At 73.7% G+C, this 23510-nt stretch carries 16 protein-coding genes; 9 read left to right on the top strand and 7 right to left on the bottom strand.

Features of this window, described 5'->3' with window-relative positions; translation table 11 throughout:
* Nucleotides 1–104 precede the first annotated feature (104 nt).
* The 3 genes from WME98_RS35120 to WME98_RS35130 all read right to left on the bottom strand — a co-directional run bounded on the left by WME98_RS35120 (nucleotide 105) and on the right by WME98_RS35130 (nucleotide 2562).
* Complete coding sequence (locus tag WME98_RS35120; RefSeq protein ID WP_437946012.1) at nucleotides 105–767, bottom strand: hypothetical protein; 663 nt, start codon at nucleotides 765–767, stop codon at nucleotides 105–107.
* Nucleotides 768–952: 185 nt separating this feature from the next.
* The gene (locus WME98_RS35125; RefSeq protein WP_061625777.1) at nucleotides 953–1336 is read right to left on the bottom strand and encodes a hypothetical protein; all 384 of its coding nucleotides are present in this window, start codon (nucleotides 1334–1336) and stop codon (nucleotides 953–955) included.
* A gap of 455 nt (nucleotides 1337–1791) precedes the next feature.
* Entirely contained in the window at nucleotides 1792–2562 is a 771-nt protein-coding gene (locus tag WME98_RS35130; RefSeq protein WP_437946013.1) for a TetR/AcrR family transcriptional regulator, read from the bottom strand.
* Between the two features lie 153 nt (nucleotides 2563–2715).
* On the opposite strand from WME98_RS35130, the gene WME98_RS35135 reads away from it, so the two are divergent.
* Nucleotides 2716–3384 (top strand): UdgX family uracil-DNA binding protein, encoded by a 669-nt coding sequence (locus WME98_RS35135; protein WP_437954055.1) that lies wholly within the window; start codon nucleotides 2716–2718, stop codon nucleotides 3382–3384.
* A gap of 57 nt (nucleotides 3385–3441) precedes the next feature.
* Nucleotides 3442–5385 carry a potassium transporter Kup gene (locus WME98_RS35140; RefSeq protein ID WP_437946014.1) on the top strand — a complete coding sequence of 648 codons (1944 nt, stop codon included), beginning with the start codon at nucleotides 3442–3444 and terminating at the stop codon, nucleotides 5383–5385.
* Between the two features lie 18 nt (nucleotides 5386–5403).
* Here the strand turns inward: WME98_RS35140 and WME98_RS35145 are convergent, their stop codons facing one another.
* Nucleotides 5404–6693, bottom strand: a complete 1290-nt coding sequence (locus WME98_RS35145) for a citrate synthase family protein (protein WP_437946015.1) — start codon at nucleotides 6691–6693, stop codon at nucleotides 5404–5406.
* Nucleotides 6694–6963: 270 nt separating this feature from the next.
* On the opposite strand from WME98_RS35145, the gene WME98_RS35150 reads away from it, so the two are divergent.
* From WME98_RS35150 to dnaE, 4 genes are all read left to right on the top strand, one after another.
* A complete protein-coding gene (locus tag WME98_RS35150; RefSeq protein ID WP_437946016.1) occupies nucleotides 6964–8130 on the top strand; it encodes a citrate synthase in 1167 nt (388 codons plus the stop codon).
* A gap of 425 nt (nucleotides 8131–8555) precedes the next feature.
* Nucleotides 8556–9209, top strand: a complete 654-nt coding sequence (locus WME98_RS35155; RefSeq protein WP_236644530.1) for a recombinase A — start codon at nucleotides 8556–8558, stop codon at nucleotides 9207–9209.
* Nucleotides 9210–9221: 12 nt separating this feature from the next.
* Nucleotides 9222–11105, top strand: a complete 1884-nt coding sequence (locus WME98_RS35160; RefSeq protein ID WP_437946017.1) for a DinB/UmuC family translesion DNA polymerase — start codon at nucleotides 9222–9224, stop codon at nucleotides 11103–11105.
* A complete protein-coding gene (dnaE, locus tag WME98_RS35165; RefSeq protein ID WP_437946018.1) occupies nucleotides 11102–14449 on the top strand; it encodes a DNA polymerase III subunit alpha in 3348 nt (1115 codons plus the stop codon). The genes WME98_RS35160 and dnaE overlap by 4 nt, the downstream gene beginning before the upstream one ends.
* A gap of 45 nt (nucleotides 14450–14494) precedes the next feature.
* Here dnaE and WME98_RS35170 read toward each other — a convergent pair whose 3' ends face one another.
* The 3 genes from WME98_RS35170 to smc form a co-directional block, all read right to left on the bottom strand.
* The gene (locus WME98_RS35170) at nucleotides 14495–16144 is read right to left on the bottom strand and encodes a hybrid sensor histidine kinase/response regulator (RefSeq protein ID WP_437946019.1); all 1650 of its coding nucleotides are present in this window, start codon (nucleotides 16142–16144) and stop codon (nucleotides 14495–14497) included.
* Between the two features lie 242 nt (nucleotides 16145–16386).
* Nucleotides 16387–16950 carry a hypothetical protein gene (locus WME98_RS35175; protein ID WP_437946020.1) on the bottom strand — a complete coding sequence of 188 codons (564 nt, stop codon included), beginning with the start codon at nucleotides 16948–16950 and terminating at the stop codon, nucleotides 16387–16389.
* Entirely contained in the window at nucleotides 16947–20552 is a 3606-nt protein-coding gene (gene smc / locus WME98_RS35180) for a chromosome segregation protein SMC (protein ID WP_437946021.1), read from the bottom strand. Before smc ends, WME98_RS35175 begins: the two co-directional genes overlap by 4 nt.
* A 372-nt stretch (nucleotides 20553–20924) precedes the next feature.
* Here smc and WME98_RS35185 point away from each other — a divergent pair, with 372 nt between their 5' ends.
* The 3 genes from WME98_RS35185 (at nucleotide 20925) to WME98_RS35195 (ending at nucleotide 23509) form a co-directional block, all read left to right on the top strand.
* The gene (locus WME98_RS35185; RefSeq protein ID WP_437337068.1) at nucleotides 20925–21260 is read left to right on the top strand and encodes an FmdB family zinc ribbon protein; all 336 of its coding nucleotides are present in this window, start codon (nucleotides 20925–20927) and stop codon (nucleotides 21258–21260) included.
* Between the two features lie 117 nt (nucleotides 21261–21377).
* A complete protein-coding gene (locus WME98_RS35190) occupies nucleotides 21378–22472 on the top strand; it encodes a bifunctional chorismate mutase/prephenate dehydratase (protein WP_437946022.1) in 1095 nt (364 codons plus the stop codon).
* The gene (locus WME98_RS35195) at nucleotides 22472–23509 is read left to right on the top strand and encodes a hypothetical protein (RefSeq protein ID WP_437939990.1); all 1038 of its coding nucleotides are present in this window, start codon (nucleotides 22472–22474) and stop codon (nucleotides 23507–23509) included. Before WME98_RS35190 ends, WME98_RS35195 begins: the two co-directional genes overlap by 1 nt.
* The last annotated feature ends 1 nt before the right edge of the window (nucleotide 23510 follow it).

Genomic DNA, 23510 nt, shown 5'->3' on the forward strand with positions numbered 1-23510 from the left:
CGGGGCACAGGCGACGCTAACGTTGCGGCGATCGGTCGGTCGACGTGCCTGTCCTTGCCTTCGCGGAGCGCCCGACGCGGTGTCTTACCGCCACCTCACCTCGATCAGCGCGCCCCTTCCAGGCGCTTCAGGAGTTGCTCGAGCTGCTCGAGGACGCGCGCCGACCGATCGGACGCCATGCGGGCGGAGTCGTTGAGCCTCATCAGCGTCATCTCATCCATCTTCCCGCCGGGCTGGAGCCTGCTCATGGCTTCCAGCGCGGCCTCGTGGCGCGCTCGGGCCACCTGCGCTGCCGCCATCGCGCGGCGCAGGCGCGCGCGTGGGGGCTCCGCGCCCTCGACCGTGGGCGACCTCCTCTCCGGCGGCTCGCGCCGCGCCTTATCCTCGGCCTGCGCCTCGCGCTCGGCGGGCGTCAGGGCCTCGTGCGCCTCGTGCGGCGCTGGCGCCGTGGCCTCCCACGGCGCGGGAGCCTCCTGATCCGTCGCCTCGCGCGCGCGATCCCCGCGCTGGTCGTCGGCCTCGACCTGGGTGGTGACGCCGATCTCCCGGTCCGCGCCGGGCTCTCGGGCGTCCTCCCACGCGCGCTCATCGACGACCTGCTTCGTCGCGTCGTTGACGAGGAACACCTGATCCGCGTCGTGGAACCGCTCGGCCCGCAAGGCCTGCAACGAGGTGCGCGCCGACTCGAGCGAGCGGATGTGCTTCATGAGCGCGAGCCGCCTGCCCCGGAAGCGAACGTAGATGCTGTAGGTGGTCTGGAGCGCCATCTGCATCGCCTCGTGGACCTGGCTCCGTCATGCGGTGTTCATCGCTCTTCCTGGCAGCTGCTTCGAGGGATCGGCGCTCCTCGGCGCCGGCGCGAGCCGGCGAGATCCGAGCGTCGCCTTGTTCGCGCCGGTCCGTCGCCGTGAGCCCTCCGCGCGGGCTCTGGGCGCGCGCCCCGCTCTCCGCCTCACGCCTCGGGCACCGTCGTCAGCAGCACCAGCCGCCCGGCGCTCCGCTCGGCCGTCCTGCAGGCGGTGCGCACGAGGGGCCACGCTGACTTCACGAGCTCCGCCATCGGCGATCTGTCCTGGGAGAGGGCTTTGCACAGGGACTCCTCGGCGTCTTCGCCGAAGGAGAGCACGCGTATCGCGATGGCGAGCGCGAGGTCCCTGGTCAGCTGGACGCGCAGGTCGACGTCCGGGGTGAACACGTGGAGCGCGTGCTCGGCGAGGGCAGCATCGAGCCTGTCTGCGATCGACCTCTCCGTGTCAGCGCGCCACTCCAGCGAACGGCACGTCTGCCGGAGCAGCTCCTGGATCAACCGTCTCTCGCAGCCCGATCGTGTGCTCATACAGCCCCCCTCGACAGCCCCGTTCCCTCGGAGAGCGCCTGTTGTTGTCCAGCGCGCGCGATGGTCGCCACGGCGCGGTCGAACGATCAGGCAGCTCCCCAGGCTGCGCTCTTCCGGGTCGCCTGAGCGGTTCCCCTCCGGCGCCCCGATTCACCCCCTCACTGTCCCGAGGCCGAAGTCCCCGTTGACTGTTAGCTCTAGCTCAGCTGCAGCCCGACCGACCGCTAGGGCAATGAGGAATCACGAGTCAGGGATTCCCTGTACAATTTGCCCGGTGCGGACCGGGGATCCATGGGCTCCGCTCAGGTGACGCCCTACAAAGCGCGCCGCGACGCGGAGGTCGCGCGTCGTGACGCGGCGGTCGGGCGGCGCGCCGCCGGAAGTCAGCGCGGAGTCGACATCGGCGGCGCGCGTCCTATCCGCCCCGGACGGCCTAGTGCCAAACGGTGACCGCCTCAGGTCGCCTTGGCCTTGGCGCGCCGGCGCTCGCCGGGGGCCGACGCAGGGGCCGCGCCAGCCGTCTGACGGACGCTGCGCGGCGGCGCTTCCGCGCCAGCGGTCTGCCGCGCGCTGCGCGGCGGCGCTTCCGTGACCGGCAGGTCAGCGAAGGCGCGCGCCTCCGGGGTGAGCAGGCCGTGCAGGAAGAGCTGGAGCACCTGACCACACCAGGCGGCGATGTCTGGCCGGGACGGCGCGTCGATGAGCTTGCGGACCAGGCGATCGAAGGCGCCGGAGATGAGCTCCGCGAGGACGCTGGGATCGAGATCGCGCCGGTAGAGGCCGATGTCGATCGCGTACCGGACGCGGGTCTCCACGAGGCGCGCGACGCGCTGGGCGAACTCGTCGATCAGGTAGGCGTAAGGGGCTCCGCCGCCGCCCGCGAGCATCATCTTGAGCAGCGCCCGGTTCTGCCAGCAGAACTCGAGCACCTCGACGTCGTGGGCGAGCAGCCGCTTGAAGTACGCGTCGACCGACGCCCGATCGACGCCCTCGACGGCGATGGGCGGCAGCTCCACGCACCCCGCGAGCCGCGCGATGAAGGTCTCGACGATCTGCTTGAAGCAGTCGTCCTTGCTCTGGAAGTGCAGGTAGAAAGCGCCCTTCGAGACGCCTGCCCGCTCGGTGATGTCCTCGACCCTCGCCGCGGCGAGGCCGCGCTCGGTGAACGCCGCCTCGGCGGCGCGGAGCAACTCGATCCTGGCGCGGCGATCGGCGAGGCGGGGCATTCTGACCGGTGGGTCAACTAGAGGGACTCGGGCACTATGGGAAGGACGCCCGGGGCCGTCAAGCCGGCTCGGCCGTGCGCCGTCGCGACGCGCCCGAACGCAGCGCGTCGCGACGGCGCGCGGGTGGCACGCGCGATGCTGCTCGGGGAAACCATGGCGACCGTGGCGAGACGAAATGCAGCAGGGCGCGACGCCGGCCCCGGCGAGGCGACGGCGGCGGCCTTGGTCCCCAGCCGTCCTTCCTTGCCGCGCCTGCGCGAGGCCGCGGCGGGCTGCCGGGCTTGCCCGCTGTGGGAGCGGGGGACGCAGACGGTGTTCGGCGAGGGCGCGGCGCGCTCGGACGTGCTCCTCGTCGGCGAGCAGCCGGGCGACAAGGAGGATCTTGCCGGCAAGCCGTTCGTGGGCCCGGCGGGGCAGCTGCTCGATCGGGCGCTCGAGGCGGCGGGGATCGACCGGCGGCGGACGTACGTGACCAACGTGGTCAAGCACTTCAAGTGGGAGCCGCGCGGCAAGCGCCGCATCCACAAGAAGCCCGACGCGCGCGAGATCCGCGCGTGCCTCCCGTGGCTCGCCGCGGAGATCGAGGCGGTGCAGCCGGAGATCGTGGTGTGCCTCGGCGCGACGGCGGCGCAGGCGCTGCTCGGCAGCTCGTTCCGGGTCACGCGCGATCGCGGCCGGCTCGTCGCCTCGCCGCTCGCGCCGCGCACGCTCGCGACCGTGCATCCTGCGTCGATCCTGCGCATGCCCGACGAGGCTTCCAGGCAAGCCGAGCTCTCCCGCTTCATCGACGATCTCACCGCGGCGGCGCGCGCGCTCGGCTGAGGCGGCGCGCCGCGCCTCCTCGCGATGAGCGCTCGCGATGGAGTAGGATTCGCCCCGATGACGACAAGCCCACAACCGGCCGAGGGCGCCGAGCGCCCCGCGGCGTCCGCGCCGGCCGACCGCGCCCACGGCTCGACCCCGAAGAAGATGTGGCCGCTGATGCTCGCGGCGCTCGGGGTCGTCTACGGCGACATCGGGACGAGCCCCCTCTACGCGATGAAGGAGTGCTTCAGCCCGAGGAGCCCGCACCACGTCGCTCCGACGCCGGACAACGTGCTCGGCGTGCTCTCGCTGATGTTCTGGTCGCTGATGATGGTGGTGACCGTCAAGTACCTGACGTTCATCACGCGGGCCGACAACGAGGGGGCGGGCGGCATCCTCGCGCTCCTCGCGCTCGTCCCGAGCAGCGACCGCAAGGGCGACGGCCGCGGCCTGCTCGTGCTCCTCGTGCTCTTCGGCGCCTCGCTCCTCTACGGCGACGGCGTGATCACGCCGGCGATCTCGGTGCTCTCGGCGGTCGAGGGCCTCGAGGTCGCGACGTCGACGCTGAAGCCCGCCGTCGTGCCGATCACCTGCGCCGTGCTGCTGGCCGTGTTCCTCGTGCAGAAGCGCGGCACGGCCGGCGTCGGGACGATCTTCGGGCCGGTGACGCTCGTGTGGTTCGTGGCGCTCGCGCTGCTCGGGGCGAAGGAGATCCTCCACAGCCCCGGCGTGCTCCGGGCCGTCTCACCGACCTACGCGGTGAGCTTCTTCGCCGAGAACAACGTGCACGGCTTCCTGATCCTCGGCGCCGTCGTCCTCTGCATCACGGGCGGCGAGGCGCTGTACGCCGACATGGGTCACTTCGGCCGCAGGCCCATCAAGTACACCTGGTACACGATCGTCTGGCCGGGGCTGCTCATCAACTACTTCGGCCAGGGCGCCAAGCTCCTCGAGGACCCCGCCGCCGCGGCGAGCCCGTTCTACGCGCTGGTCCCGCCGTGGGCGCTCTACCCCACGGTAACGATCGCGACCGCGGCGGCGGTCGTGGCGTCGCAGGCGCTCATCTCCGGGGCGTTCTCGCTGACGCAGCAGGCCGTGCAGCTCGGGTACTTCCCGCGCGTCACGGTGGTCCACACCTCGAAGGACGAGGCGGGGCAGATCTACATCCCCGAGGTGAACAGCGGGCTCTTGATCTCGTGCATCGTGCTGGTGCTCACCTTCAAGAGCTCGAGCGCGCTCGCGGCCGCGTACGGCATCGCCGTGACGGGCACGATGGGGATCACCACGGTGGTCTACTACGTGGTCACGCGGAAGACGTGGGGCTGGCCGGTCTGGAAGTCGCTCCCGCTTGCCGGGCTCTTCCTCGTGATCGATCTCGCGTTCTTCACGGCGAACAGCGCCAAGTTCTTCCACGGCGGCTGGGTTCCCATCGTGATGGGGGCGGCGACCTTCACCGTGATGACGACCTGGAAGACGGGGCGCAAGCACCTCGCCGCGGCGATCAAATCGGCCATCTTGCCGCTCGACATGTTCCTCGAGGACGTGAAGCGCACGAAGCCGCACCGGGTGCGCGGGACGGCGGTCTTCATGGCGTCGAGCCCCGAGGGCACGCCGCCGATCCTGCTGCACCACGTGAAGCACAACCAGGTGCTGCACGAGCAGGTGGTGCTCCTCTCGATCCAGGTGCTGAACGTGCCGGAGGTGCCGGCGGAGCGGCGCACGACGGTGATCCCGCGGGGCGAGGGCATCTACCAGGTGACGGCGTGTTACGGCTTCATGCAGACGCCGAACGCCCCGTCGGTGCTGGAAGGGTGCAAGCGGCACGGGCTCCACATCGATCTCGGGCGGACGAGCTACTACCTCGGCCGGGAGACGCTGCTGACGACGGGGCGGTCGAAGATGTCCCGGTGGCGGAAGGGGCTGTTCGCGTTCATCTCGCGCAATGCGCGGCCGGCGACGGCGTACTTCGGCCTGCCGCCGAACCGCGTGGTCGAGCTCGGCATGCAGGTCGATTTTTAGGGCGCGGCGGCGCGAGTGTCAGGGCCCCGTGTACCGGGCGCGGGGCCGCAGCATGTACCCGGCCTCCCGCTGCTCGAAAGCGTGGGCGATCCACCCCGCGGCGCGGCCCACCGCGAAGAGCGCCGCCGCCGAGCCGGACGGCAGGCCGAGCGCGGCCGTGATCGCGACGAGGCCCATGTCGAGCGACGGCGGGTCGTGGCCGGCGTCGCGGAGCGCGTCGACGAGCGCGAGCACCGTGCGCAGCGCCGTGCTCTGGGGCGCGAGCGCCCGGGCCGTGTCGAGCAGCGCCTGAGCGCGGGGGTCGCCCTCCGGGTAGAGCCTGTGCCCGAAGCCGGGGATGGGCTCCCCGCGGCGCAGCCGCTCGTGGACCGCGGCGGCGGCGCGCTCGGGCCGGGCTGCCTCGGCGACCAGGGCCTCGACGCGGTCGGTGGCGCCGCCGTGCCTCGGGCCGGAGAGCGCCGCGAGCCCGGCGCTGACGCAGGCGTAGAGATCGGCCCCGGTGGACGCCGCCACCCGGACCGCGAACGTCGAGGCGTTCAGCTCGTGATCGGCCGAGATCGAGAGCGCCCGGTTCACGGCGCGCTCGGCCTTCTTCGAGGGGCTCGCGCCGAGGGCGACGAGCAGGCGCCGCGCCGCCCCCTCGGCCTCGAGGGCCGCGGTCGCCCTGGCCGGGTCCCGCCCGAGGCCGACGAGCGCCGCGAGGGAGCGCACGAGCGCCCGCGCCCGCGCGCGCTCCGCGTCGCTCGTGGGGATGCGCCCGTCGCCCGAGGGCGCGCCCACGTGACGGACCGGGTCGTGCGCGCCGAGCGCGGGCACCACGAGCGCGAGCGCGGCGAGCGGCGGCGTGCCCTCCGGGAGGAGCGCCGCGAGCTTCGCCGGGCGGACGCTCAGCCGGCCGGGTCGCGCCGCCGGCGCGCCTCCCGCCGGCAGCTCGCCGGTCCACAGGAGCTCCGCGACCGCCTCGAACGGCGCGTCCTCGAGCGCCAGCGCGACCGCCTCCTTGCCCCGGTAGACGGGCCCGCGCGGGCCGATCGCGGTGAGCGCCGACTCGAGCACCGGCTCGCCCCACCGGAGCGCCTCGGCCGCGACCGGCCCGTGGCCGGCGCGCGCGTCGTGCCGCGCCTTGAGCCGCTCGATGTCCGCCCGGAGGTAGAGCCGCGCGCGCCCTCGCCCGCCGGGCACGCCCCGGAGCACGCCGCGGCTCGCGTACGCGTAGAGCGTCTCCCGCTTCACGCCGAGCAGCTCCGCCGCTTCGGCGCCGGTCACGTACGCCGAGGGCCGCTGCTCCGAGTCAGGTAGATCAACCATGAAGGGCCATCAACGTCAGGTCCGAACCCTGTCCGCCGATCCAGGAGGCGCGGCCCGCGGATCGCCGGACGCATGTGTCCCTCCTAGCATCGGATTCCCCGGTCCTCGCCGGGATTCTTCGCTCAGGCGCCGCCCGCGCGGCGCCGTTTTGCCCACGCCCGCGCCCCGGCGGCGTCCTCGACGCGCTTCGATAGCGTGCATGGTTGATTGTACAATCAAGGTTGATCAACCTCATGCGATGCCCAACATGTCCTTGGCGGAGGTGATCGGATGAAGGACGTGGCGGCGCCGCTCGCGAGCGGCTTGGAGGGTGTGGTGGTGGCGGAGACGCGGCTCTCGGAGGTGGACGGCGAGCGGGGGAGGCTCACGCTCGCCGGCCACGACGTCGAGGCGCTCGCCGGCGGCGGCGGGGTGACGTTCGAGGACGCGTGCGGGCTGCTCTGGGGCGGCGCGCTGCCCTCGGCGACGGAGCGGGAGGCGCTCCGGGGCGCGATCGCCGAGGGGCGGACGCGGGCCTTCGCGCTGCTCGGCCGGCTCGGGGACGCGCTCCACGCGGGCGACGGCATGGACGCGCTCCGCGCCGCGGTCGCGCACCTCCGCGGCGACGCCCCGCCCGCGGCGATCACCGGGGCGGTCGCGACGTTCGCGGCGGCCTGGTCGCGGCGGCGCGCGGGCGAGGAGCCGGTCGCGCCCGATCCGGCGCTCCGGCTCTCGGCCGACTACCTGCGCATGGCGCGCGGCGCGGCGGCGAGCGAGGCCGAAGCGCGCGAGCTCGACACGTACCTCGTGACGGTCTCGGACCACGGCATGAACGCGTCCACCTTCACCGCGCGCGTGGTCACCTCGACGGGGTCGGACGCGGTCTCGGCGGTGGTCGCGGCGATCGGCGCGCTGAAGGGGCCGCTCCACGGCGGCGCGCCGGGGCCGGTGCTCGACATGCTCGACGCCATCGGGGCAGCGGCGGGCGAGGGCGGCGCGCCGTCGCCAGGCAGCGCCGAGCGCTGGATCCAGGCGGAGCTCGCGGCGGGGCGGCGGATCATGGGCATGGGGCACCGGATCTACCGGGTGAGGGATCCGCGGGCGGCGGTGCTCGAGCGGGCGATCGAGCGGCTCGGGCGGACGGCGGGCGGGGCGCAGGGCGCCCGGCTCGCGCTGGCGCGCGCGGTCGAGCGGGCGGCGGAGGCGGCGCTCCGCGCGCGGCACCCGGAGCGACCGCTGCGCGCGAACGTCGAGTTCTACACGGCGGTGCTGCTCGACGCGCTCGGGCTGCCGCGCGCGCTCTTCGCGCCGACCTTCGCGGTGGGCAGGGTCGCCGGCTGGTACGCGCACATCGAGGAGCAGCGGCGCGTCGGGCGGCTCATCCGGCCGAGCTCGCGTTACGTTGGGGACGTTCCACGGGCGGCCGCTGTCCCCGGAGCGGCAGCCCCGCCGCACTGACCCGGAGCGGCAGGAGCCCCGCCCGCGCTGGCGACAGAGCGCCGCGACGGTCCTGACCCCGCCCTAGGTCGACAGGGGGCGGGGAGGACTTATTGAAGAACTCAGGGCGGGCATTCCCCTCATCCCCGCTGTCCTGTCATCCCCGCCGCCCGAAGATCACCGACACAAGCCATTCCGCTGTCCCGGAACGGCGAAAGGGGAACGCACCGAGCGCAGGTAGGACGTTGTTCGTCCTGCAAAGTTGGCAGCTTCGCGAGAGTACTGTTACCATGTTCAGTATGTCGCCCGTCGCTCTTGCCGCTCCTCTCGCCCGGGACCTGCTGCGCCACACCCTCCCCGAGTTCGAAGCGCGCGCCAAGACGCTACCGCTCAGTATACAGGAAATTAATGACGCGCTCCCGGAAGGGGGTCTGCCGCGCGGGGGGGTGGTGGAGCTCGCCGCGCCGCGGGGGCTCGGGCGGTCCACCTCCATCGCCCTCTCCGCGTGCGCGTCGGCGCAGGCGGAGGCGCGGCTGCGCGGGACGAGCGCGACGGCGGGGGCGTGGTGCGCGTGGATCGACCCGAGCGGCTCGCTGTTCGCGCCGGCGGTCGCGCGCGCGGGGGTCGACCTGAGCCGGCTGCTCGTGGCGCGGCCCCCCGTGGAGATGCTCGCCAAGGTCGCGGTCCGGATGGCGATGAGCCGGGCGTTCGCGGTGCTCGTGATCGACGTGGCCGGGGTCCCGGGGGCCTTCGGTCAGGGGGCGGGGAAGGGGGAGCGGGGCGCGCCCGCGGCGGGGCGCCGCGAGGAGGACCTCGCGCGGTGGGTCAATGTGGTGCGCAAGCTCGCCCTGGCCACCGAGGGGAGCGACGGGACGATCCTGCTCCTCACCGATCGCCAGGCGGCGCGGCCGATGCCGTTGCCGGTCGCGATGCGGCTGGAGCTCGAGCAGGTCGCCGAGGGGCGGCTGATGGTGCGCGTCGCCAAGGATCGGCGCGGGCGCGTGACGTCGCCGACGCCGGTGGTGCTCGGCGAGCGGGCGCGGGAGAAGGCGGAGCGGGCGGCGGGAAGCGAGCCGCGGCCCGCGCTGTCGCGGGCGTGAGGAGGAGAGGCGATGGCGGCGAGGCGCATTGTGGCGATCGTGCTCCCGCAGCTCGCGTGCGAGCTGGTGAAGCAGCGTGGGCCGGTCTCACCGAGCGGGAAGGCGCCGCTCGCGGTGATCATCGGCGGCGAGGAGGAGCGCCGGGCCGCGCTCGCCGCGCGGTCCGAGCGCGAGCCGGCGGCGCCGGTGGCCGTGATCGACGTCGTCGACGACGAGGCGCGGCGGTACGGGGTCAGGCCGGGGCAGAAGGTCGTCGAGGCGGCGGCGCTGGTCGCGCACCTCGCGATCCACCGGGTGACGTTCGCCGAGATCGACGCGGCGCTCGGGCGGGTCGCCGAGGTGGCGCTCGGGCTCGGGGCGACGGCGGCGATCCAGCTCGGCGAGCAGGGCGCCCCGACGCGCGCCGGCGCGCGCGCGGGGGCGTCGCGGGCGAGCCGCCCCGGCGAGCGCGCCGCGACCACGGCGCGGAGCCCCTGGGGCGACGGCCCGTACGACACGGTGTGGCTCGACATCACCGGGGCGTCGCACCTCGTCGGCGGCGAGGAGGCGCTGCTCGGCGATCTCGGCGAGCGCGTGGCGGCGCTCGGCCACCGGGCGCGGCTCGCGATCGCCGACGGGCCGCGGCTCGCGCAGGCGCTGGCGCGCTTCGGCGCGCACGCGGACGGCGCGCCAGGGGCAGACGCCCCGATCGCGCCGCCGGGCAAGGGAGCGCAGGCGATCGGGCCCCTGCCGGTGCAGGCGCTCCCGGTCGAGCGCGAGGTGGCGAGCTTCCTCGTCCGGCTCGGCGTGCTCCGCGTCGAGGACCTCGCGCGCCTGCCGCGGGCGCAGGTGGCGGCGCGGCTGGGCCCGCGGACGGTCGAGGTGATGGAGCTCCTCGCCGGGCGCGATCCCGTGCCGCTCCTGCCGTACGAGGTGCCCCGGCTGATCGAGGAGGAGGTGCTCTTCGACGAGCCGGTCGAGAGCGCCGAGTCGCTCCTGTTCGTGCTGCGCGGCATGACGTCGCGCATCTCGTCCCGGCTCGCCGCGCGCGGCGAGGCGTGCGGGCGGCTCAACGTCGCGATCGCCTACGATCGCTCGATCGCGCGGCTCCGCCTCGGCGATCGCGACGACGAGGTCGCCGACGCGCTCCTGGAGGACGAGGAGCGCGGCCCCTCGCTGCGCTTCCACGTCGACATGCCGGTGCCCCTCTCGGACGCGGGCGATCTGCTCCGCCCGCTCAAGGCGAAGCTCGAGCGGATCGAGCTCGCGGCGCCCGCGGTGGGGGTCCACCTCATCGCCTCCCGCATCGCGCGCGCCCGCCGGGTGCAGCTCGATCTGTCGCGCGACCGCTCGGTCGATCCCGACAGCCTGCCGGCGCTCCTGGCCGAGCTCTCGGCGGAGATCGGCGCGGAGCGGGTGGGCGTCCTGGAGGTCGCCGACGCGCACCGCCCCGAGGCGCGGTCGCGGCTCGTGCCGGTCTCGGACGAGGCGGCCGCGGGGCGCACGTCCGCCGCGGCCCGCGCGCGCGCCGCGGCGGAGCAGGGGGCCGCGGGGGAGCGTGCGGAGGGGGCCGACGCGCCGGCGCCGGAGCCCGCGCGGCTCCTCCCGCAGCCGATCCCGCTCGGCCGCGTCGGGCGCGGGGCGATCGTGGCGGTCGACCGGCACCTCTACGCGATCGAGCGGCTCTCCTTCGTGATGCGGCTCGACGCGGTGGAGTGGTGGACGCCCACGCCCGCCTCGCGCGATTACGCGCGCGCCTGGCTGGCCTCGGGCGCTCCGTCCGGCAGGGCCGCCCCGGCGCGCCTCGGCGAGCTGCGCCCTCCCCGCGACGGCGCGAGCGCGAGCTCCTGCGGCGAGGCGTGGATCTACGTCGACCGCGCGACGGGCGAGGCCTTCCTGCAGGGGTGGTGCGAGTGAGCGCCGGCGCCTCGGTGCCGTTCGCGGAGCTCTGCGGCCGCTCCTGCTTCTCGTTCCTCGAGGGCGCCTCGCACCCCGAGGAGCTCGTGCACCGCGCCAAGGAGCTCGGCCTCGAGGGGCTCGCGCTCTGCGATCGCGACGGGATCTACGGCAGCGTCCGCGCGCACACGGCGGCGAAGAAGGTCGAGCAGCGGGTGATCGTCGGGGCCGAGCTGACGATCGGCGCGACGCGCGCGGCCGTCGAGCGCGCCGCGCCGCGCGCCGAGCGCGCGCCGGAGGTCCAGCCCTCGGTGGTCCTCCTGGTCGAGGACAGCGAGGGGTACGCGAACCTCTGCCGGCTGCTCACGCTCGCGCACGCCGATTGCGAGAAGGGGACGGCGAGCATCTCGGCGGAGGCGATCGCGGCGGCGCCGCGGGGCCTGTCCGCGATCGTGCCGCTCGATCCGCTCGTGCCCGCGGCCGCCTCCGGCGCGCTCATCGGCGCGCTGCGCGACGCGTTCGGCGAGCGCGCGCTCGTCGCGACCTGGAAGCACCTCGACCGCCGCGACGGCGAGCGGGTCGCGGCGGCCCTCGCGGCGGAGCGGCGCTACGGCCCCTGCGTCGTCGCGACCGCGCGCCCGCTCTACCACCACCCGTCGCGCAAGCCGCTCGCCGACGTGCTCACGTGCATCCGGACCAAGACCACGCTCGATCAGGCCGGGACGCGCATCGCGCCCAACGCGGAGGCGTACGTGCGGTCCGGCGCGCAGATGGCGGCGCTGTTCCGCGATCATCCGGCCTGGGTCGCGCGCACGGTGGAGGTCGCCTCCCGCTGCCGCTTCTCGCTGGCCGAGCTCCGCTACAGCTTCCCGAGCGACGCCCTCTGCATGCCGGGGGAGACGTCGGATCAGGCGCTGCGGCGCCTGACCGAGGAGGGCTGCCGCGACCGTTACCCGGAGGGGACGCCGCCGCAGGTGCGCGCGCAGATCGAGAAGGAGCTCGCGCTGATCGCGAAGCTCGGCGTGGCGCCCTACTTCCTCAGCGTGCAGCAGGTCGTGAAGATCGCCCGCGCGCGGCAGATCCTCTGCCAGGGCCGCGGCAGCGCGGCGAACAGCGCGGTGTGCTTCGTGCTCGGCGTGACGGCGGTGGACCCGGCCCGATCCAACCTGCTCTTCGAGCGCTTCCTGTCGGAGGAGCGCAACGAGCCGCCGGACATCGACGTCGATTTCGAGCACGAGCGCCGGGAGGAGGTGATCCAGGCGATCTACGAGATGTACGGCCGCGACCGGGCGGCGATGGTCTCGGAGGTGATCGCCTACCGCGGGAAGAGCGCGCTCCGCGAGGTGGGCAAGGCGTTCGGCTTCTCGGCGGATCAGGTCGACAGGCTGAGCGGCCTCGTGCTCCACCACGAGGCGGACATCACGGAGCAGCGGGTGAGCGAGGCGGGCCTCGATCCGGACGACGTGCGCGTCCGGCAGGCCGTCCTGATGGCGAGCGCGCTGGAGGGCTTCCCGCGCCACCTCTCGATCCACGTCGGCGGCTTCGTGCTCTCGTCGGAGCCGCTGCACAAGGTGGCCCCGGTGGAGCCAGCGCGGATGGAGGGCCGTACGGTGATCCCGTGGGACAAGGACGACCTCGACGATCTCGGCTTCTTCAAGATCGACGTCCTGGCCCTCGGCATGCTGACGGCGATCCGCAAGGCGCTCGCGTTGATCCACACAGATCGGTACGCCGAGCTCGGGGGCCGGCCGGCCGACGCGGCTCGTGACGCCGCGGACGCGGATCGCTCGGTCGACGCGGCTCGTGACGCCGCGTCCGCGGACCCCTCGGTCGACGTGGCTCGTGACGCCGCGTCCGCGGGCCCCTCGGTCCACGCGCGCCGAGGCGCCGCGTTCGATCCGATCGCGGCGCTCGCGCAGATCCCGCCGGAGGACCCGGCCGTCTACGAGGCGATCGGCCGGGCCGACACGGTGGGGGTGTTCCAGATCGAGAGCCGCGCCCAGATGGCGATGCTCCCGCGGCTGAAGCCGAGCAAGTTCTACGACCTGGTGATCGAGGTGGCGATCGTGCGTCCCGGGCCCATCCAGGGCGGGATGGTGCACCCCTACCTGCGCCGGCGGACGGGGCAGGAGCCGCCGGTGTCCCCGCACCCGTGCCTGGACCCCATCCTGGAGCGCACGCTCGGCGTGCCGCTCTTCCAGGAGCAGGTGATGCAGATCGCGATGGTCGGCGCGGGCTACACGCCGGGCGAGGCCGATCAGCTGCGCCGCGACATGGCGGCGTGGAAGAAGCACGGGCGCCTGGAGCGGCACCGCGGGCGGCTCATCCAGGGCTTCGCCGAGCGGGGGATCTCGGCGAAGTTCGGGGAGATGCTCTACCAGCAGATCCAGGGCTTCGGCGAGTACGGCTTCCCGGAGTCGCACGCGGCGAGCTTCGCGCTGCTCGTGTACGCGTCGGCCTGGCTCAAGGTCCACCATCCGGCGGCGTTCACCTGCGCGCTGCTCAACGCGCAGCCCATGGGGTTCTACAGCCCGTCGGCGCTTGTGCAGGACGCGCAGCGGCACGGCGTCGAGGTGCGCCCGGTGTGCGTGGTGCAGAGCGCGTGGGACGCGACCCTCGAGCCCGGCGAGGCGCCCTCGGCGGGCCCGGCGCTGCGGCTCGGCATGCGCCTCGTGAAGGGGCTCGGGGAGGCGGCGGTGGCGGCGATCGTGGCGGCGCGCGAGGAGGCGCCGTTCACGGGTCTCCCGGATCTCGTGAGGCGCACGGAGCTGAAGAAGAACGAGGTGGAAGCGCTCGCCGAAGCGGGCGCGCTCGCCGCGATGGTCCCCGCCCGGAGAGAGGCGCTCTGGCGGGCGCGCGCGCCCCGCGTGGAGGGGTTGTTCGACGGCGTGCCGATCGAGGACGACAGCGACGTCGGGCTGCCCCCGCTCAGGCCGCTGGAGCAGCTCGCGCTGGATTACGGGCGCGTGGGCCTGTCGCTGCACGATCACCCGATGCGGCACCTGCGGCCGGCGCTCAAGCGGCGGCGCGGGGCCGGGCGCGTGCGGACCGCCGAGGAGATCAAGGCGGCGCGCAACGGGGAGAGCGTGCGGGTCGCCGGGATGGTGGTCGGCCGCCAGCGGCCCGCGACGGCGAGCGGCGTGACGTTCGTAACGCTCGAAGACGAGACCGGCGTGGTCAACGTCATCGTCCAGAAGCAGGTCTTCGAGGAGCACTACCAGGTGGCGCGGCACGCCGCGCTGTTGCTCGTCGCCGGGCGGGTCGAGCGTCAGGGCGAGGTGATCCACGTGCTCGCGCGCGAGCTGGAGCGGCTGGAGCTGCCGAACGACGAGGAGATCACGCTGAAATCGCGCGACTATCACTGAGGGCGCCCGGCGGCGCGGCGACGACCTCGAGGAGCAGCGCGCGCCTCAGGGCGCGGCGACGACCTCGTCGACCAGCGAGAGCAGCGTCGCCGCGTCGAACGGCTTCAGCAGCAGCCGGGCGTTGACTTGCTGCAGGAACGACTTGCTGCGCTCCGTGAAGGCGCCGCCGGTCAGGAACACGACCCGGCGCTGCTGCTCGGGCGCGTGCTCGGCGAGCGACGCGTAGAAGTCCATCCCCGTCATGTCGGGCATCATGAGATCGCACAGGATGGCGTCGTAGCGCTCCCCGGCGCGGATCCGGGTGAGCGCGTCGCGCGCGCTCGCGGTCGCGGTCGTCTCGTGCCGCGGCTCGAGCGTCCCCGCGATGGCGCGCGTGAGCAACGGCTCGTCGTCGATGATGAGGACCCGCTGTCGCGGCGCCGCCTGCGGCGCGGCCCCGGCGAGCCCGCCGCCATCGCGCCGCCCGCTCGACGCGCCGGAGCCGGCGTCCGCCGCGGCCCGCGCCTCGGCGGACGTGGCTGCGGGGAGGACGACGCGGAACGTGCTCCCCTGGCCGGGGCGGCTCTCCACCTCGATCCGACCCCCCAGCGCCGCGACGATGGCGTGGCAGATCGCGAGCCCGAGGCCGAGCCCTTCGCCCTCTTCCTTGCTCGTATAGAACGGCTCGAAGATCCGCTCGAGCGACTCGGGCGCGATCCCGGCGCCGGTGTCGCGCACCTCGGCGACGACCCACCCCGCGGCGTCGCAGCGCGTCGAGAGCTCGATCACGTTCTGCGCGGCGAGCCCCTCCGGGATGGCCTGCGCGGCGTTCACGATGAGGTTCAGGAAGACCTGCGCGAGCCGCGGCTCGTTCGCCTCGACGGGGGGCACCTCCTGGAAGCTCCGGACGACGCGGGCGCGGTGCCGGATCTCGTTCATCGCCATGTGGACGCAGGAGTCGAGCACCCGCCTGGGGTCGACCGGCCCGCGGCGATCCTCTTCGGCGCGCGAGAAGCTGTGGAGATCGCGCACGATGAGCCGCACCCGCTCTGCGCCCTCGCGGGCGTCCTCAAGGAGGCTCAGCACCTCGGAGAGCTCGCTCGACGGCCCGCGGCCGTCGCCGTGGGAGCGAGCCCACGGGCCGCTGCGCGGCGCGCCGCTCCGCCGCTCCATCGCGCCGATGCGCCGGAGGGCCGCGTCGACGTTCGTGATGACGAAGGCGAGGGGGTTGTTGATCTCGTGGGCGACCCCGGCGGCGAGCGTGCCGACGCTCGCCATGCGACCGGCGAGGACGAGGCGGGCCTGCGTCTGCGCGAGCGCCTGGCGCGAGGCGGCGTCGCGCGCGGCGCGCTCGCGGGCGACGGCGAGCCGCGCTCGGGCGCCCGCGTCGTCATCGCCCACGAGCAGGAAATCGCTCGCGCCCGCCGCGAGGAGCCCGTCGAGATCCGCGTCGCGCTCGGCGATCGCGAGGAGGAACACCGCGTCGCCGCCGGGCTGCGCCCGCGCGCGGCCGCAGAACGCCGCGGCGCCGGCCGGGTCGCTGGCGTCGACGGCGAGCACCAGCGGCGGCTCGCGCAGGCACCGCGAGAGCGCGCGCTCGGGATCGGAGACGACGCAGACGTCCGGCACATGGCGTCGGATCAGCGCCTCGAATCGCTCGCTCGCCGCGGCGCGCCCGCGGAGGAGCAGGAAGGCGCCCGACTCAGCGCTGCCCATCGACGTCCTCTCCGTGTCCTTCGCAGGCCCTTTACCGCATCTCCATCCCGGCGTGCACGCAGGACGTTCCGTCCCCCCGGTATCTGCCGTTCCGCTGGCCGCTTTCGCGCCGTCCGCCCGGCGATCCGCTGGCCCGCTGCCGCCCCTGCGGTCGGCTCGCCCGTCGCGCGGCGCCCCTCGCCGGTCGGGCGGCGCCCTCGCCCGTCGCGCGGCGCCCCTCGCCCCTCGCCCGTCGCGCGGCGCTAGCGAGCGCTCGCCGCCGCGTCGTCGTCTGGATCCCCGTCGTCGGCCACCCTCGACGCGCCGTCCGTGAGCGGCGGGTACAGGCTCTCGACGAGCTCCGCGGAGAGCCGGTCCGCGAGGCGCGCGTCCATCTGCGCCATCGCCTCACGCAGCCGATCGATCTCCGCCGAGAGCGCTTCCTTGAGCGGCCGCCGCTGCGCCTCCTCCATCGCGGCGAGCTCCGCCAGCGCCTCCTCGAGGCGGGCGCGGGCCGCCTCGTCCGCGCTGCCCGCGTCGGATCCCCGGAGCAGGTGCTCCGCGACGCGCACGCGACCGCGGTAGCGTACCCGCGTCCGCTCGAGGAAGTCGCGGTACGGCTTCACGGCCCCGCTGAGGGCCTGGACCGCGGCCCCGAGCGCGCGCGCCTCGCCGCGCAGCGCCTCGCGATCGGCATCGGCGAGCGCCGGGTTGTGCTCGACGTGGGCCTCCAGCGTGGCCAGCACCTCGCGGGCCCACCGCAGGTGCCGGAGCCCCGAGGCGCCGCGCGAGAGGAGCCGCCCGCCCGCGTGAGGCCCCGCGCTCACGCCACCGCCGCCGCCGGCGCCGCCTCGCGCTCCGGCCGCTTCGCCGTCTCGTTGATCCGCACGCTGACGAGCTTCGAGACGCCGGGCTCCTGCATCGTGACGCCATACAGCACGTCGACCGACTGCATCGTGCGCTTGATGTGCGTGATGAGGATGAACTGCGAGTGGCTCGTCATGCTGCGGATCGCCTCGTTGTAGCGGGCCACGTTCGCCTCATCGAGCGGCGCGTCGACCTCGTCGAGGATGCAGAAGGGCGACGGCTTGAACTGGAAGATCGCGAAGATGAGCGACACCGCGGTGAGCGCCTTCTCGCCGCCGCTCATGAGCTCGATGTTCCCGAGCTTCTTGCCCGGCGGCTGCGCCAGGATCTCGATGCCCGTCTCCAGCATGTCGTCGGGGTTCGTCAGCCTGAGCTCCGCCTGGCCGCCGCGGAACATCTTGGGGAACAGCGCCTTGAAGCGCGCGTTGATGCCGTCGTACGTCGTCTTGAAGAGCCGCTTCGACTCGCGGTTCATCTGGGCGATCGCCTTCTCGAGGTCGTCGAGCGCCTTCTCGAGGTCGGCCTTCTGGCTCGAGTAGTACGTGTACCGCTCCTCGGCCTCGGCGTGCTCGCGCACGGCGTCGAGGTTGACGGGGCCCATGCGGTCGAGCAGCTCCGTCAGCTCCTGGATGCGCGCGCGGTGCGAGGCGTCGACCGGCGGCCGCTTGTGGTAGTCGCCGACGACGCGGGCGAGCTCCAGCCCGCGGAAGCGCTCGCGCACCCCCTCGATGAGGTGGTTGTGCTCGACGCGCAGCCGCTCCAGCGCGAGCTCGTGCTTGCGGAGCTGCTCCGACACGTCGGCGAGCTCCTGGCGCAGCCCGCGCAGGTCGGCCTCGCGCCCCGCGTGCGCCTGCCGCGCCTCGTCCAGCGCGCGCCGCGCCTCGGTCAGCGTGGCCTGCGCGGCGTGCGCCTTGGCGACGGCGTGGACCAGCGCCTCGCGCGCGATCACGATCGTCGCCGCGGCCTTGCCCGCGCCGATCGCGCTCTCCGTCCGCTCCTGGTCGAGCCGAGCGATCCGGCCCTGCAGCTCGCTGCACGACCGCGTGAGCCGCTCGATCGTGCCCCGCGCCGCCGTCGCGCGCTCGCGCACGCGCGCGAGCTTCACCTTGCGCTCGGTCACGACCGACTGCTGCCCGAGCACCCGCTCGCGCCACTCGGCCGCCACCTGCTCGGCGTGCTCGAGGCCGGCCGCGGCCGCCTCGCGCGCCGCGCGCCCGGCCGCGAGCTTGTCGCGCGCCGCCTGCTGCTCGCTCCCGCCGGCGTCGAGGTTGTCGGCGAGGTCCTCGAGCTCGGAGCGCACCACGCCCTCGCGCTTCTGCGCCGCGGCGAGCTGCTCCTCCGCGCGGCGGAGGTCCTTCTCGGCCGTCACCAGCGCGAGCTCCCCCTCGTGCGCCTCGCTCCGCGCGCGCTCGAGCGCCGTCCCCACCTCGGAGATCCGCAGGCGGAGCTTCTGCTGCGCGTCGAGCAGCGCCGTCACCTCCTCCGACTTTGTCGCGACGAACTCGTGCAGCGCGCGCATCTCCCGCTTCTGCTCGATCATCCCCGCCGCGACCGCGTCGCCCGAGCCGCCGCTCACCACCCCGTCCTCGCGGATCACGGTGCCGTCGAGCGTGACGAGCGTGCACCCCGCGCCCTCGGCCGCGAGCCGCGCCGCGACCTCGGCGCTCGCGACGACCACCGCGTCCCCCACGAGCGCGCGCGCCAGCGCCTCGTCCTCTGGCGCGAAGACGAGCCGATCTGCGAGCGGCCCGAGCACCCCCTCGCCGCGCGGCGGCCGCCGCGCGGCGCCGGCCACGAACGGAGGACGCGCCGCGATCACGCTGGCCCGCCCGCGGTTGTTCTTCGACAGGTCCGCGAGCAGCGCGATCCCGCGCTCGACGTCGCTCACGACCGCGCACTGCAGCCTGTCGCCGAGCAGCCCCGCGAACGCCGCGGTCAGCTCGGCCGGCGCCTCGATCCGGTCGGCCACGAGCCCGAGCAGCGCCGGGTCCTTCGTCTTGAGGAGGTTCTTCACCCCCGCGCCGACGCCCTCCAGCCGGGCGTGCAGCTCCTCGAGCGCGCGGAGCCGGTTGCGCCGCTGCCCGAGCTCGTTCTTCGCGTGCTCCACGGTGCGGTCGCTCGACACCGCCTGCTCCCGCAGCGCCTTCATCTCGGCGTCGAGCCGCGTTCGTTCCTCCGCGGAGAGCCGCTTCCCCTCGGCGAGCTCCGCCACGTTCCGCGTCAGCGACGAGCGCCGCCGCTCGAGCTCCTCCGACTCGTACATCAGCCGCCCGAGCTCGTCCTCGAGCTTCGCCCGCCGCTGGCTCATCTCCGCCATGCGCCGGTCGAACCCGGCGAGCGACGCCTCGGCGGCCGCGACCGCCGCGGTGGCCTCGGCGGCGCGCCGGCGGAGCGCGGCGACCTCGTGCTCGGCGGTGCGCTCGCCGTGCCGCAGCTCCTCGAGCCGCTCGTGCTGCTCGAGCGCGAGCTCGCTCTCGCGCGCCTCCTCTTCCTCGACGCCGGCGAGCTGCGCCTCGAGCTGCTCCTTTTCGGCCTTGAGCTCCGCGACCGTCTTCTCGAGATCGCCCTGCTCCTTCGCCGCGGTGACGAGCCGCTCTTCCAGGTGCCGCAGGCGGTCGCGCGCCCGCGCGATCTCCGCCTCGTGGGTGCGCACCTGGTTGTCGGCCGCGAACGCCTCGTTCTGCGCGCGCTCGGCCCGCTCCTCGCAGGCGAGGGCCTCGAGCCGGGTGACCTCGATCTCGGCCTCGCGCGCGGCGAGCGCGGTCCGGGACGCCTGCTCGCGCTCGGCGTGCTCGGCCCTGCCGATCGACTCGCGCTGCGTGAGCACCGTGATCTCGAGGAGCTTGTGCGACGCCTCGTGGAGCACGAGGTCCTCCAGCTCCTTGCGGTAGTTCACGTACCGCTCGGCCTTCGCGGCCTGGCGCTTCAGGGACGCGAGGTTCCGCTGGATCTCGGAGACGATGTCCCCCACGCGGAGCAGGTTCTGCCGCGTCTGGTCCATCTTCTGCTCGGCCTGCTTCTTCCTGGCCTTGTACTTCGTGATGCCGGCGGCCTCCTCGATGAGCATCCGCCGGTCCTCCGGGCGCGCGGAGACGATGAGCCCGATCTTGCCCTGCTCGACGATGGAGTAGGCCTTCGTGCCGACGCCGGTGCCGAGGAAGAGATCGGTCACGTCCTTGAGCCGGACCTGGGTCTTGTTGATGAGGTACTCGCTCGTCCCGTCGCGGAAGAGCCGGCGCGTCACCGCGATCTCGGCGTAGTCCCGGTACTCGAGCGGCAGCTGCGACGCGGCCGTCGGCTCGCTGTTGTCGAAGGTGAGCGTCACCTCGGCCATCCCGTGCTGGGCGCGGGTCTCGGAGCCGTTGAAGATGACGTCGGACATCGACTTGCCGCGCAGGTGCTTCGCGCTCTGCTCGCCGATGGCCCACCGGATCGCGTCGACGATGTTCGACTTGCCACAGCCGTTCGGACCGACGATGCCCACCACGTCCGTGTCGAAATGGACCACCGTCCGATCGACGAACGATTTGAACCCGCTGATCTCGAGCTTCCGAATGCGCATGGCGTCCCCGGGACCGGACGGGCGGGCTTAAACGTATCGTCACAGCACGCCACGTACCGTCACATCTGGCTTCTACCCCGGGGTCTACGTGGGCTGGCACCGCGCGGCAAGGCCGGATCCCGCCTCCTCACGCGCCCATTGAGGACCGAGTCTTGCTCAGGGCGGTCGAGGATGTCGATGACGCGGACCGACGTAGATGACGCGGCGGATGTGATCACCATTACAGTTTGGCCGCGCGGGAGCGTGGAGCAGATCGACGCTCCGAAATGCGACGGACCGACGTCAGAATCGCAACGCGTGCCTTTGGCAGCCGCCTTGACAGGTGGCTAACGTAGCCATATCCCTCGCGTTGTTCCGAGGAGTAGAAACGCCATGCCCACGTACGAGTACGCTTGCACATCCTGCGCGCATGAATGGGAGGCCGAGCAGTCGATCAAGGAGGCGCCGCTCTCGGAGTGCCCGTCGTGTCACAACGCGACGGCCCGGCGGCAGATCTCGCGCGGCACGGGCTTCATTCTCAAGGGCGGTGGCTGGTACTCCGACCTGTACGCCTCGGGCTCGAACAAGCCGCCCGCGAAGTCGGAGAGCGGCTCGGGTAGCTCCTCAGGGTCCTCGGGGACGAGCTCCGACTCCGGATCGAGCAGCTCCTCGTCGACGACCAGCAGCAAGAGCGACTCCAGCGCGTCGTCCGCCTCCGCAGCGGCCTGACGCGACCCCGGCGATCCAAGGCGACGTGTGGCCAGCCGTGCGAGGTGCGGCGTCGCAGCCCTGCGCCCGGAGCGCTGCGAGTCCACCTGCGCCGGGGGCGGTGCTAGGGTGGCCGGGATGGATGAGAGAAAGCGACTTGAGGAGCTCCGCCGGCAGCTCACGGAGCTGGATCAAGAAATCCTACGAAGCATCGAGCGCCGGGCGCGCATCGCGCACGAGCTGGCCAAACTGAGGACGGGCACGGCCCGGTTCGCCCCCACGGCAGACGCCGCCCATATCCAGGCGCTCGAGCGCGCCGTGACGCCGCCGTTCCCGCAGCGCGCGGTGCGGCCGATCTTCGTCGCCATCGACGCGGCCTCGCGCGCGTTCGAGCTCGCGCCCCGGGTCGCGTACCTGGGCGCCGAGGGCGACTTCGGTTGGACCGCGGCGCACGATCACTTCGGGGTCGGCGGCGAGTTCGTCCGCGCGGACGGCCCCGCCGCCGCCATCGAGGAGGTCGCGCGCTCGCGCGCGGACTTCGCCGTGGTCCCCTACGAGTCGCTCAAGGAAGGGCCGATCTTCCCGACGATCCAGGCGATCGGCGGCGCCGACCTCAAGGTGGTCGGCGAGCGCCAGCTGGTGCAGGCGCTCGACCTCGTGAACCGGACCGGCAACCTCGCCGACGTCGAGCGGGTATACGCCTCGCCGCAGGACCACGTGGCCTGCGTGCACTACCTCGAGCTCCAGCACCCGCGCGCGCTGGTGCTCGACGTGCGCTGCCCGCAGGCCGCGTGGGAGCTCGCGGCCGAGAACGAGGGCAGCGCCGCCATCGTGCCCCGCGGCTTCAGCGGCGCGCCGGAGCTCCGGGTCGCCCGCGAGAACGTCGGCGACGAGGGCGAGCTCCGGATCCGCTACGCGGTGCTGTCGCGGCTCCCCGCGCCGCGCTCGGGCCACGACGCCACGGCCATCCTCTTCAGCGTCCACGATCGGCCCGGCGCGCTCCACGACATCCTCCAGCACTTCAAGGAGCGCAGCTGCAACCTCCGGCGGGTCCACTCCCGCCCCGTCCCCGGCGAGGGCTGGGACTACGTCTTCTACGTCGAGGTCAGCGGACACACGACCGATCGCGCGCTCGTCGCGGCGCTCGAGGGGGTGAAGCGCGAGACCAAGATGCTGAAGATCATCGGCTCCTTCCCCCTGGAGCGCCCCGACCCGCCGCACGAGCGATCTTGATGACGAACACGATGGAGCAGACGCTGCTGCAATCCCGGGGCGCCGCCGCCCTGCGCCGCGCGGCGCTCGCGCTCGCGATCGCGGCGCCCGCCGCCCCGGCGCTCGCCGGCTGCGGGGGCGCGGACGACAGCCTCGCGCTGGTCGGCGGCGAGAAGATCGACGCGACCGCGATCGACCGCGATCCCCTGGCGGTCCTGCCGAGCGGCGTGGTGATGCTCGGCTACCTCGACGCGGCGGCGATGTTCACCTCCGGCCTGGGCGGCGAGGTCAACCAGCTCATCACGAACCTGCTCCCGCTGGGCCCAGAGTCGAACTTCGTCCCGTCGCGCGACATCGTGAAGATCTACGGCGGGCTCTACGCGATGCAGGGCGCGGACTTCTGCGCCGTGATGCAGGGCAACTTCGACGTCGACGCGATCCGCCGCTCCGCCGACGCGAGGTCGGTCACCGTCATCGGCGCGCCGCTCGTGAAGACGCGCTACGCGGACAACGATCTCTTCACGGCCGGCAACGTGGGCTTCGTCGTGCTCACGCCGCACACGATCCTCACCGGCAACGAGACCGGCATGCGGCGGGCCCTCGACCGGCTCCGCTTCAGCGCGCTGAAGCGGTCCGTGCCCTCGTGGATGGTCGAGCTGCTCGGCACGAAGAACGCGTCGTTCGCCCTGGCCGGCGATCTCTCGAGCCAGCCCGCGGTCGCGTCGGCGGCGGGGCAGCTCCCGTTCCTCGCGGGCCTCCAGTACGTGCGCGTCATCGGCAACTTCCAGCCGCCCGGCGTCAACTTCGCCGGCGCGCTCACGTACACGGACCCGCAGAGCGCGGCGAACGGCGCCGTCGCGCTCCGCAACCTCGAGCAGATCGCCAGGATCGCGAGCCTGCTCTCGTCGTGGGGCTTCGGCTACGGCTCGATCCCCCCGATGCAGGTGGCGCAGCGCGAGAGCGACGTCGGGTTCACGCTGCCCCTCGGCGAGGGGATCGTGCGGATGCTCCTCCGCACGGCCGCCGAGACGGCGAGGGCCGCGGCGCTCGTGCGCTGAC

Source organism: Sorangium sp. So ce296, assembly GCF_051529605.1.
Taxonomy (GTDB): domain Bacteria; phylum Myxococcota_A; class Polyangia; order Polyangiales; family Polyangiaceae; genus Sorangium; species Sorangium cellulosum_D.

Excerpts from the sequence above, each read along its gene's own strand:
- WME98_RS35120 (WP_437946012.1), bottom strand. The coding sequence starts at position 767 with ATGGCGCTCCAGACCACCTACAGCATCTACGTTCGCTTCCGGGGCAGG.
- WME98_RS35125 (WP_061625777.1), bottom strand. The coding sequence starts at position 1,336 with ATGAGCACACGATCGGGCTGCGAGAGACGGTTGATCCAGGAGCTGCTC.
- WME98_RS35130 (WP_437946013.1), bottom strand. The coding sequence starts at position 2,562 with ATGCCCCGCCTCGCCGATCGCCGCGCCAGGATCGAGTTGCTCCGCGCC.
- WME98_RS35135 (WP_437954055.1), top strand. The coding sequence starts at position 2,716 with ATGGCGACCGTGGCGAGACGAAATGCAGCAGGGCGCGACGCCGGCCCC.
- WME98_RS35140 (WP_437946014.1), top strand. The coding sequence starts at position 3,442 with ATGACGACAAGCCCACAACCGGCCGAGGGCGCCGAGCGCCCCGCGGCG.
- WME98_RS35145 (WP_437946015.1), bottom strand. The coding sequence starts at position 6,693 with ATGGTTGATCTACCTGACTCGGAGCAGCGGCCCTCGGCGTACGTGACC.
- WME98_RS35150 (WP_437946016.1), top strand. The coding sequence starts at position 6,964 with ATGAAGGACGTGGCGGCGCCGCTCGCGAGCGGCTTGGAGGGTGTGGTG.
- WME98_RS35160 (WP_437946017.1), top strand. The coding sequence starts at position 9,222 with ATGGCGGCGAGGCGCATTGTGGCGATCGTGCTCCCGCAGCTCGCGTGC.
- WME98_RS35170 (WP_437946019.1), bottom strand. The coding sequence starts at position 16,144 with ATGGGCAGCGCTGAGTCGGGCGCCTTCCTGCTCCTCCGCGGGCGCGCC.
- smc (WP_437946021.1), bottom strand. The coding sequence starts at position 20,552 with ATGCGCATTCGGAAGCTCGAGATCAGCGGGTTCAAATCGTTCGTCGAT.
- WME98_RS35185 (WP_437337068.1), top strand. The coding sequence starts at position 20,925 with ATGCCCACGTACGAGTACGCTTGCACATCCTGCGCGCATGAATGGGAG.
- WME98_RS35190 (WP_437946022.1), top strand. The coding sequence starts at position 21,378 with ATGGATGAGAGAAAGCGACTTGAGGAGCTCCGCCGGCAGCTCACGGAG.
- WME98_RS35195 (WP_437939990.1), top strand. The coding sequence starts at position 22,472 with ATGACGAACACGATGGAGCAGACGCTGCTGCAATCCCGGGGCGCCGCC.